This window comes from Devosia sp. CN2-171, assembly GCF_049354815.1.
Taxonomy (GTDB): domain Bacteria; phylum Pseudomonadota; class Alphaproteobacteria; order Rhizobiales; family Devosiaceae; genus Devosia_A.
Genome location: NZ_CP186479.1, coordinates 4648962 through 4658488 on the forward strand (window position 1 = coordinate 4648962; position 9527 = coordinate 4658488).

At 64.2% G+C, this 9527-nt stretch carries 14 protein-coding genes; 6 read left to right on the top strand and 8 right to left on the bottom strand.

Going from position 1 to position 9527, the window contains the following annotated elements:
* The first annotated feature begins 201 nt into the window (after window positions 1-201).
* The 3 genes from ACOYW5_RS22985 (at window position 202) to ACOYW5_RS22995 (ending at window position 1927) form a co-directional block, all read left to right on the top strand.
* On the top strand, window positions 202-705 hold the full coding sequence (locus tag ACOYW5_RS22985; RefSeq protein WP_423067203.1) for a YbjN domain-containing protein: 504 nt from the start codon (window positions 202-204) through the stop codon (window positions 703-705).
* A complete protein-coding gene (gene proC / locus ACOYW5_RS22990; protein WP_423067204.1) occupies window positions 702-1517 on the top strand; it encodes a pyrroline-5-carboxylate reductase in 816 nt (271 codons plus the stop codon). Before ACOYW5_RS22985 ends, proC begins: the two co-directional genes overlap by 4 nt.
* 83 nt (window positions 1518-1600) lie before the next feature.
* The gene (locus ACOYW5_RS22995) at window positions 1601-1927 is read left to right on the top strand and encodes a GYD domain-containing protein (protein WP_423067205.1); all 327 of its coding nucleotides are present in this window, start codon (window positions 1601-1603) and stop codon (window positions 1925-1927) included.
* A gap of 16 nt (window positions 1928-1943) precedes the next feature.
* Here the strand turns inward: ACOYW5_RS22995 and ACOYW5_RS23000 are convergent, their stop codons facing one another.
* Window positions 1944-2396, bottom strand: coding sequence for a MarR family winged helix-turn-helix transcriptional regulator (locus ACOYW5_RS23000; RefSeq protein WP_423067206.1), 453 nt, complete (start codon window positions 2394-2396; stop codon window positions 1944-1946).
* A gap of 203 nt (window positions 2397-2599) precedes the next feature.
* Here ACOYW5_RS23000 and ACOYW5_RS23005 point away from each other — a divergent pair, with 203 nt between their 5' ends.
* Both ACOYW5_RS23005 and ACOYW5_RS23010 read left to right on the top strand, forming a co-directional pair.
* Window positions 2600-3487 carry a branched-chain amino acid aminotransferase gene (locus ACOYW5_RS23005; protein ID WP_423067207.1) on the top strand — a complete coding sequence of 296 codons (888 nt, stop codon included), beginning with the start codon at window positions 2600-2602 and terminating at the stop codon, window positions 3485-3487.
* Window positions 3488-3570: 83 nt separating this feature from the next.
* The gene (locus tag ACOYW5_RS23010) at window positions 3571-4341 is read left to right on the top strand and encodes an SDR family NAD(P)-dependent oxidoreductase (RefSeq protein WP_423067208.1); all 771 of its coding nucleotides are present in this window, start codon (window positions 3571-3573) and stop codon (window positions 4339-4341) included.
* A 2-nt stretch (window positions 4342-4343) separates the two neighbouring features.
* Here the strand turns inward: ACOYW5_RS23010 and ACOYW5_RS23015 are convergent, their stop codons facing one another.
* From ACOYW5_RS23015 to ACOYW5_RS23045, 7 genes are all read right to left on the bottom strand, one after another.
* Window positions 4344-4832, bottom strand: a complete 489-nt coding sequence (locus tag ACOYW5_RS23015) for a nucleoside deaminase (RefSeq protein WP_423067209.1) — start codon at window positions 4830-4832, stop codon at window positions 4344-4346.
* Complete coding sequence (locus tag ACOYW5_RS23020) at window positions 4829-5281, bottom strand: VOC family protein (RefSeq protein ID WP_423067210.1); 453 nt, start codon at window positions 5279-5281, stop codon at window positions 4829-4831. Before ACOYW5_RS23020 ends, ACOYW5_RS23015 begins: the two co-directional genes overlap by 4 nt.
* Window positions 5278-5730: a molybdenum cofactor biosynthesis protein MoaE gene (locus ACOYW5_RS23025; protein WP_423067211.1), complete on the bottom strand. Its 453-nt coding sequence runs from the start codon at window positions 5728-5730 to the stop codon at window positions 5278-5280. Before ACOYW5_RS23025 ends, ACOYW5_RS23020 begins: the two co-directional genes overlap by 4 nt.
* Before the next feature lie 2 nt (window positions 5731-5732).
* Complete coding sequence (gene moaD, locus ACOYW5_RS23030) at window positions 5733-5984, bottom strand: molybdopterin converting factor subunit 1 (protein ID WP_423067212.1); 252 nt, start codon at window positions 5982-5984, stop codon at window positions 5733-5735.
* Entirely contained in the window at window positions 5981-6529 is a 549-nt protein-coding gene (gene pgsA / locus ACOYW5_RS23035; RefSeq protein WP_423067213.1) for a CDP-diacylglycerol--glycerol-3-phosphate 3-phosphatidyltransferase, read from the bottom strand. Before pgsA ends, moaD begins: the two co-directional genes overlap by 4 nt.
* Before the next feature lie 156 nt (window positions 6530-6685).
* Window positions 6686-7759, bottom strand: coding sequence for a 3-deoxy-7-phosphoheptulonate synthase (locus tag ACOYW5_RS23040; protein WP_423067214.1), 1074 nt, complete (start codon window positions 7757-7759; stop codon window positions 6686-6688).
* A gap of 242 nt (window positions 7760-8001) precedes the next feature.
* Window positions 8002-8460, bottom strand: a complete 459-nt coding sequence (locus tag ACOYW5_RS23045; RefSeq protein WP_423067215.1) for a MarR family winged helix-turn-helix transcriptional regulator — start codon at window positions 8458-8460, stop codon at window positions 8002-8004.
* Window positions 8461-8900: 440 nt separating this feature from the next.
* On the opposite strand from ACOYW5_RS23045, the gene ACOYW5_RS23050 reads away from it, so the two are divergent.
* The gene (locus ACOYW5_RS23050) at window positions 8901-9044 is read left to right on the top strand and encodes a DUF1127 domain-containing protein (protein ID WP_423067216.1); all 144 of its coding nucleotides are present in this window, start codon (window positions 8901-8903) and stop codon (window positions 9042-9044) included.
* Window positions 9045-9527: the final 483 nt, after the last annotated feature.

Below are 9527 nucleotides of genomic sequence, written 5' to 3' on the forward strand. Positions count from 1 at the left end.
AACCCTCCGGGCCGGATCATCCACAGAAGAAAGCCTTGGATGGCTCTGGCAGCGCAATCCCCGGAATCGGGGCCCCAGTGTAGCGTGACTGCCATAGGACGATTCGTAGGCTCTCCCGCGTCGAGTTCTCTCAAGTACCCGCGTAGGACCGGTTGAACCGGTCAAAGCCTCCAATGTTTCGCCCAATGGGACGCTCAGCCAATGGCACAACTTGTGGAACTTGAACCGGATCGCACGGTGCACCCGGTCGACATCATCGAGCATATTGCCTCGATCAACGACTGGAACTTCGAGCGCCAGGACGCCGATGAAATCTCCATTTCCGTGCGCGGAAACTGGGCCGACTACCATGTCTCGTTCAACTGGATGGAAGATCTCGAGTCGCTGCACATCGCGGCCGCCTTCGATCTCAAGGTACCGGACATCCGCCGCGCCGAGGTGAAGCAGCTGATCGCGCTGATCAACGAGCAGCTGTGGATCGGCCATTTCGACATGTGGAACCACGAAGGGGTGATCCTCTTCCGCAATTCTCACCTGCTCACGGGCGGTGCCGAGGTCAGCCCGCCGCAATGCGAAGCGCTGCTGCGCTCGGCCACGGACAGCTGCGATCTCTACTACCAGGCCTTCCAGTTCGTGATATGGGCAGGCAAGAACGCTGGCGATGCGCTCAGCGAGGTCATGTTCGAAACGGTAGGCGAAGCTTGAATTTATCCGATATCGGCCCCGTCGTTCTGGTCGGGGCCGGCAAGATGGGCCTGGCGCTCGCCCGCGGCTGGATCGCGGGCGGCTTGCTACCAGACCGGCTGGTCCTGTGCGATCCCAATCCATCCGAGTTCGCCACGGCGTTTGCGGCCGACCACGGCATACGCCTGCTACCCAGCCCGATCGGCGTGCTGACGCAGGTCCTGGTTCTCGCGGTCAAGCCGCAGGTGATCTACGACGTGATGGCCGAGATCCAGCCGGTCGTCGGGAGCTACACCCTCGTCCTCTCGATCGCTGCAGGCATTCCGCTGATTGGGCTGTCCGAAGGGCTGCAGACCGAGCGGGTCGTACGCGCCATGCCGAACACACCGGCTCAGATCGGACGCGGCATCAGTGGGGCCGTGGGCCTCAAGATCACCGACGGGGACCGGCAGGTGGCCGATGCGCTGCTCAAGGCGGCAGGCCAGGTGCTGTGGTTCGACGATGAGAGCAAGATCGACGCCGTCACCGCCGTGTCCGGCTCCGGTCCGGCATATGTGTTCTACCTGGTCGAAGCGCTCGCTGCCGCGGCGCAGAAGCAGGGACTCGACGAAGAACAGGCGATGATCCTCGCGCGTGCCACCGTCACCGGGGCAGGGGCGCTGATGGACGCCGATCCGACGCCCGCCTCGACGCTGCGCGAGAACGTCACCTCGCCGAAGGGCACGACCTACGCGGCACTGCAGGTGCTCATGGGGCCGACCGGGTTCGCGCCCTTGCTCGACCAAGCCGTAGACGCTGCCCGCCGGCGTTCGGAAGAACTCGGGCGGGCGTGACTTCGGCAAGTCGCCGCTGGCGTATCCACTCCTGAATCTCAAGCGTAAGGTCGGCTGTTCTGCCACGAGCGGAGGAGTTGGCCATGGCACTCTATCTGACACGCTTCAGCTACACTGCGGAAACCTGGGCGCGACTGACGAAGAACCCCGAGGATCGGCGCGAAGCGGCGCGAAAATACATCGAATCCGTCGGCGGCAAGCTGCATGGGTTCTGGTACGCATTCGGTGCCCACGATGGCTACAACCTGTGGGAGGCGCCGGACAATGTCGCCATGGCGGCGGTCGCTATCGCTATCGGTGGGGGTGGTGCCGTGTCGGAATTCGAAACAATCCCGTTGCTGTCCGTCGAGGAGACGCTCGAGGCCCTGGGGCGTGCGAAGGCAGTCGCCTATCGGCCGCCCGGCGCCTAGCCCGCGACGAAAACGACTACAGTTCTTCCGTCAGCTTCAGCCGATCGAGCAGCCCGCGATCCTCGGGCTCGACCATGCCGACAAAGAACCTGAGCACGGTGCGCTTCCCCTCCGGCGGCAGCGAGGCGATGGCTGCTTCGATGCGGCTCGTCTGGGTGGCCGAAAGGACATCGAACAGTTCGCGGCCCTTTTGCGTGGCATAGAGCAGGCGCTGGCGGCGGTCGGTGTCGCCGGTTTTCTGCTCGATATAGCCGTTATCCACCAGTTGCCGCAGCACGCGGGCGAGGCTCTGCTTGGTAATCTTGAGGATATCGAGCAAATCAGCGACCGGCATGCCGGGCCTGAGGTTCACGAAATACAGCACCCGGTGGTGGGCGCGTCCGAAACCCTGGCGTTCAAGCAGCGCATCAGCGTCGCTCACGAAGTCCCGATAAGCGAAGAAGAACAGGCCCATGACGTCGAGCGGCATGGGCGTGGTGCCGTCGCCTGCCAAATTTATGTCAGCCTTGTTGACATTTATTTTGCCCGATGCCATCATCCCCTCATCGAGAAAACCAATGTTGCCTTATCCCAACTCCGTTCAGGTTTGCCAAGGGCACGCCGGTGGGGCAGGATCACGACAACAAACAAACGCAGTTGGTCGCTGCAGAAGAATGAGTGGGAGAGACTAAGATGGCAATTCCAATGGACCAGCGTGATGGCTGGATCTGGTTCGACGGCAAACTCGTTGAGTGGAAAGACGCCAAGATCCATGTGCTGACGCACGGGCTGCACTATGCGAGCAGCGTGTTTGAGGGTGAGCGCGCCTATGGCGGCGAAATCTTCAAGTCGCGCCAGCATACCGAGCGCCTGATCCAGTCGGGCAAGACGCTCGATTTCACCATTCCCTATTCGGTCGACGAGATCGAGGCCGCCAAGCGCCTCGTGCTCGACAAGAACGGACTCGTCGATGCCTACGTGCGTCCTGTCGCCTGGCGCGGTTCGGAAGAGCTGTCGGTTCCCGGCCGCAACAACAAGGTGCATCTCGCCATCGCCGCTTGGGTGTGGCCGAGCTATTTCTCGACCGAAGAGAAGCTCAAGGGCATCCGCCTTGAGTGGAGCCGCTGGAAGCGCCCGAGCCCGGAGACGATCCCGTCCTCGGCAAAGGCCGCCGGCCTCTACATGATCTGCACGCTGAGCAAGGACGCGGCGATGGCCAATGGCTATGCCGACGCGCTGATGCTCGACTATCGCGGCTATGTCGCCGAGGCGACCGGCGCCAACGTGTTCTTCATCAAGGGCGACGAGATCCATACGCCGCTGCCCGATTGCTTCCTCAACGGCATTACCCGGCAGACGCTGATCGAGCTGGCCAAGCAGAACGGCTACAAGGTCATCGAGCGCCACATGCAGCCGGAAGAGCTGGCGAACTTCGACGAGTGCTTCCTCACCGGCACCGCGGCGGAAGTGACCCCAGTCTCCGAGATCGGCGAATACAAGTTCAAGCCGGCCAAGGGCTGCACCACGCTGATCAACGCCTATGCCGAGGCGGTGACGCCGAAGAAGGTCGCGGCCGAGTAAAGCTGCGCAGTTGCGGAACACAGATCTGTTGAACCCCGCCCATCGTGGCGGGGTTCTTCCATTTTGGGCGGAAGGAATCGGCAATGGCGCGGGTTTTCGTTACCGGATCGGCGGACGGCCTCGGACTGATGGCGGCGCGGCTGCTGGTGGAGCAGGGGCATCAGGTTGTGGTGCATGGGCGCAGTTCCGGCCGCGCCGAGGAGGCGAAACAGCTGAGCGGTGCCGATGCGGCCGTTCACGGTGATCTGTCGAGCCTTAAGCAGACCAGGGCGCTGGCCGCGCAGGTGAACGCGCTGGGTCGGATGGATGCGGTGATCCACAATGCGGGCGTCGGCTATCGCGAGGGGTGGCGTGGCGACACCGAGGACGGGCTGCCGCTGGTGTTCGCGGTGAACACGGTGTGCACCTATGTGCTGACCGCGCTGATCGAGCGGCCGGCGCGACTGGTCTATCTCAGCTCGGGCATGCATTACGGCGTGCGGCTCAACGTCGAGGACATCGCTTGGAACCGGCGCAACTGGAGCGGATCACAGGCCTACGCCGAGACTAAGCTGCACGATGCGATGCTGGCCTTTGCCGTGGCACGGCGGTGGCCGGAGGTGCTCGCCAACGCCGTCGATCCGGGCTGGGTGGCGACGAAGATGGGCGGACGCGGAGCTCCGGACGATCTCGACCAGGGGCACCGGACGCAGGCCTGGCTAGCGGCAAGCGACGAGCCGGCCGCCAAGGCCAGCGGCCGGCTGTTCCGGCACCAGAGGCTGCGCGATGCCAACCCGGTCGCGCACGATGCGGCGGAGCAGGATCGGCTGATCGAGGCGCTGGCCGGGATTTCGGGCGTACCATTCCCGGCCTGAGGTCAGCGACCGGACTTTGCCGCTGCCCGGCGGTGGTGCAGCTCGCGTAGCCGGGCGGCCAGTGAGGGCTCCGGCCCCTCGACGGGCAGTCCCGGCGCCACGGCGTTGATCGGCAGTCCTGCGACAGGCGAGGGCGGTGCGCCAACTTCGCCGCGCCAATGGCCGAGCTGCTCGGACGAGCCGGCATAGACGATGCGGCCAAGGCCGACCCAGGCGTGCGCCGCGGCGCACATCGGGCAGTGTTCTCCGGACGTGTAGACGGTCGCCGTAGCCCTGTCCGCAGGGCTCATGTTGGCCGCTGCCCATTTGGCGATGTCGATCTCGGGGTGTCGCGTTCCGTCGCCCGTCGATTCCCAGTTGTGGTCCTCGAATAGCACGCGGCCATCGGCCGAGACCAGCACCGAACCGAACGGATCGTTGTCGGTTGCGAGTGCTGCTTCGGCGAGATCGACGGCGCGGGTGAGGTGCTTGAGGTCGGTATCGCTGATCATTTGTCTTTCCCCCAGTCGCGGCCGTCCGGATAGACCGCCGGCCCCTTGAGCTCGAGTTTGTTGCCCCACGGATCGAGAACGTAGAACGAGTTGCCCATGCCGCGGGCGCCGCCGTGCAGGGCCTCGCGCTCGATACTGACGTTGTGGCTCGTCAGATGGGCGCGCATCGCGTGCTCGTCGAAGGGGCTGAGCGCGATGCAGACGTGGTCGACGTTGCGTCCGCCCTTCACCGGCGGGACGGCCGACGTGCCGCCGGGATGGGTGATATCCCACAGCACGATCAGCGCGGCGCCGCACCAGACCTGCTCCATGCCGAGCGTCGGGTAGGAGTAGCCGGGCTGGCAGCCGAGAACGTCGGCGTACCACTTCGTTGCCTTCTGGAGGTCGTCGACGATGAAGACGATGTGGTCGATGCCGACCAGCGAGAAGGGTGGGCGGCTTTCGGTCACTTGTTCTTCCATTGGTCACGGGCGTGGTCGTCTTCGGCCTTAGCTTCGACCCACCGGTCGCCGGCCGGTGTCGCTTCCTTTTTCCAGAAGGGGGCGTCGGTTTTGAGGTAGTCCATCAGGAAGGACGCGCCATCGAAGGCGGCCTGGCGGTGCGGCGCGAGCGCCATCACCTGCACTATGGGCTCGCCGGCCGCGAGCGCGCCGTAGCGGTGGATCACCGTTGCCTTGATCAGCCCGAAGCGCACGACGGCTTCGGCGATGGCTTTGCCGATCTGGGCCTCGGCGAGTTCGGGGTAGCTCTCGAGGGTGAGCGTGGAGACTGGATCGTCCGGGCGGGAGCGGACGAGGCCGGTGAAGGTCACGGCTGCGCCGGCGCCGGCGCTCGCCGCGAGGAAGGCGTTGGTCTCGGCGCCGGGATCGAACGGCGCCTCCTGCAGCCGGACGGACATCGTCAGCCGCCGGTCATCGGCGGGAATAAGGCGATGACCTTGGCGCTGCCGATGAGGGCGGTATGCGGCACGATTTCGGTGTCGAGTGCGGCCTTGATCAGTTGCGGCTTTTGCATGGCGAGATCAGCGGCTTCGTCGCGATCCCTCAGCCATTGAATCAGGTCGCCGACAGTCAGCACCTCGGCAGGCAGATCGACGTCTTCTTCACCACGATTCAGGCGTTCGCGCAGCCAGGCAAAGTAGCGGATTTTCATATTTCGGGTCCGGCGAGGTGGGGCCAGGTAGAACGGAGGTATTCCCAGCCGGTCCAGACGGTCAGGGCGGCGGCGATCCATAGGAAAGCGTGGGCAAAGAAGCCGAGGCCCAGCAGCATCGGGGCGGCCATGATCAGGGCGAGCGAGACGAGTTGCGCGGTGGTCTTCCACTTGGCGAGGAAGGTGACCGGCACTTCGATCGAACGATTGCCGAGATATTCGCGGAGGCCCGAGACGAAGATTTCGCGGATCAGGATGGCGATGGCGGGGATCAGGTCCCAGCCGGAGAAATCGCGGGTCCATGCGAAGGTGACGATCAGGGCGCCGACCAGCAGCTTGTCGGCGATCGGGTCGAGCATCTTGCCGAGAGCCGAATTGAGGTTCATCCGGCGAGCGAGGAAACCGTCGAGCCAATCGGTGATGGCGGCCGCGATGTAGAGCAGCAGCGCCAGCCAGCGCAACCACTCCCAGCCTATCACGACGAAGAGGCAGATCACCGGGATCGCAAGGATGCGACCGATGGTCAGCTGGTTGGGAAGGCTCATCAATTGCTGCGGAATTTGCATGCCGGGAGAAGACGCCATCGGCATGGCGCGGTCAAGGCAGGGTGGAGGATGGTGATGGGGAGGTTTAGGGGCGCTGAACACCAGCGAGCGCAGCAATCCTCCCCCGTCAACGGGGGAGGATTGTCGGAGTTCGGATCAGGCCACTAGCTGCCCGGTCACCCGCCGACGCTCTTCTACTGCATCGGCCAGCTTCTCCAGTGCGACTACCGTCGTTTCCCAATCGATGCAGCCGTCGGTGATCGACTGGCCGTAGACGAGCGGCTTGCCCGGCACGAGGTCCTGCCGGCCAGCGACGAGGTTCGATTCGACCATCACGCCGATGATGCGCTTGTCGCCCGTTGCCAGCTGCTCGCCGACATCGGCGAGGACCAGCGGCTGGTTCTCGGGGTTCTTCGACGAGTTGGCGTGGCTGGCGTCGATCATGATGGCGGCGCGGATGCCGGACTTCTCCGACTCGGCCGCGGCCGCCGCGACGCTTTCGGCGCCGAAGTTCGGGGCTTTGCCACCACGAAGGATGATGTGGCAGTCGTCGTTGCCTGTGGTCGCGGCAATGGCAGAGTGTCCGTGCTTGGTGACGGCAAGGAAATGGTGCGGCTGGCTGGCGGATTTCACTGCATCGAGGGCGATACGGACATTGCCGTCGGTACCGTTCTTGAAGCCAACCGGGCAGCTGAGGCCGGAGGCGAGCTCGCGGTGAACCTGGCTCTCCGTGGTGCGAGCGCCGATGGCGCCCCAGGAGACGAGGTCGGCGAAATACTGCGGAGTCGTCATGTCGAGGAATTCGGAGCCGGCGGGCAGGCCGAGATTGTTGATCTCGAGCAGTACGGAGCGCGCGAGGCGCAGGCCGTTGTCGATGTCGAAGCTGCCGTCGAGATTGGGGTCGTTGATGAGGCCCTTCCAGCCGACGGTGGTCCGGGGCTTCTCGAAATAAACGCGCATCACGATCTCGAGGCTGCCGCTCAGGCGCTCACGGACCGGGGCGAGGCGGCGCGCATACTCGAGCGCGGCCTTGGGGTCATGGATGGAGCAGGGGCCCACGACCACCGCGAGGCGGTCGTCGTGACCGTGGAGGATATTGTGCAGCGCGTGGCGGGCGCTGATCACGGTGCGGGTCGCAGTATCGGTGCGCGGGTACTCGCGGATCACTTCCTCCGGTGATCGGAGTTCGCGCAGTTCCTTGATACGCAGGTCGTCGGTGGATTTGGGCATTTGTCGTCGGCTCCTCGGGGATCTCTTGAGCACCGGCGACAAAAAAGCCGCCAGTTGCTGGCGGCTGTCGGGTATTTTGGGTTTGATTTCTTAAGTCAAACGCGCCCCTTCGGCTGCCAGCGGCTTCCGGTGGTAAAATACCAGTACGAATAGGTGGCGCGAAGGTTCATGGGCCAGGTTTGTAACTCAGGCCGAAGCACTTGTCACGGGGGAGCGTTCATCCGTTCGTCGAACACCTGGCATCAGAGGACGTCGCTGTCCTTGCCGGCCGCTGCCTTCAGTGCCTCGAGCACGCGCATGGTCGCACGGACATCGGGCTCCGCAATGTCCTTGAAAATCTCGAGGCGCAGCGACTGGATGTCCTCGTTCACTTCCGCCACCACCTCGCGCCCCCGCGGGGTCAGCGAGATCGAGTTGGCACGGCGATCGCTCGGGTCGGGCTCACGGGTGACGAGGCCGGAGGCCTGCAGCTCGTCGATCAGGCGAACTAGCGAAGCGCCCTCGATGCCGATGGCTTCGGCCAGCGCATTCTGACGCACGTTCTCGCCCAGCCGGTCGATCCAGATCAGCGGCGCCGACGCGGCTTCCGAGACGCCGTGCCTCGCGGCGGCCTCACGCGCCATCTTGCGCCACAGGCGTCCGCACAGCAGCAGATCGCGGGTCATGTCGCGCAGCAGGTATGCGAAATCGCTCGTTGGCATTCAGTTCCCGATCGTACGACCGTGCAGCCCTGCGCCGCATGGCCTGCTCCACGCCGTGATGCTGGCGTGTGCCTCTGTCCCGAACAACCACAAATCCATGCGATTGATCAACACCGCCTGTGGTGCTTGCTACCAACTGCGTTCCAGCTGCCGAGGGGGCGGCAATGATCCGGCGGCTCAATCTTGTGGGGCTGCTGATCGTGCCGGTGGCATAGCCCGTTGGGCGTCAGGGGCCCATTCGCCGCAATGTGGCCACTTCCTCATCGCGCGGATGAATGCAGTCTGAACGGAAACCGGCTTTCGGCTGATCAGGCTGAATGGAAACTTAACAACAGTTAATTCGGCGTGCGTCCAGCGCATAGCTCGCGTGCGAAATAGACTACTGGTCCGGTCGGGTTAGCGGTCCTATATCCAGGTCACCAAACAGAAGGGGACAACAAATGAACATCCGCCAGAAGCTTTCGCAGATCGCCGCCTACAACCGCACCGTCCGTGAGCTCTCGCAGCTGAGCAACATCCAGCTCCGCGACCTCGGCATCACCCGCGAAGACATCAAGTCGGTTGCGCGGACCGCGGCCAACTAAGCAGACGATCTCAGCGATGAGATGAACGAAGGCGCCCATCGGGCGCCTTTTGTTTTTGGGCTCCCCCCACCCCAGCCCTCTCCCGGGAGAGGAGACGCACTATTCACCGGCGGTGCCACAACGCCCCCTCGCCCCTCTGGGGAGAGGGTTGGGGTGAGGGGCCAGCCAAGGGCTCTGCGTGTTGTGCTAAGGAGCCGCGATGGTGGGCCGAAGAATCTTATCCCCTCACCTCCAGCCCGTGCGATTCTCCCCTCGTCCGCTGCACCGAAGCGAGATCATGACGAGTGGTTGGTGCAGAGGAGGTTGGGTGATGGTGGAGTCGTTCGCCATCAGGCCGAAAGCACGACGGCATGATCCGGTTCGCCGGGGACGCCGCTAGCACGCGCGAGCCATCCGAATGCGTGGATGGTTCAGGGGACGAGGCTGCCACGCATGAGGCAGCCGCAGATGGCGGGACGGTTCGGTGGATTCCGGCCGTTCGGC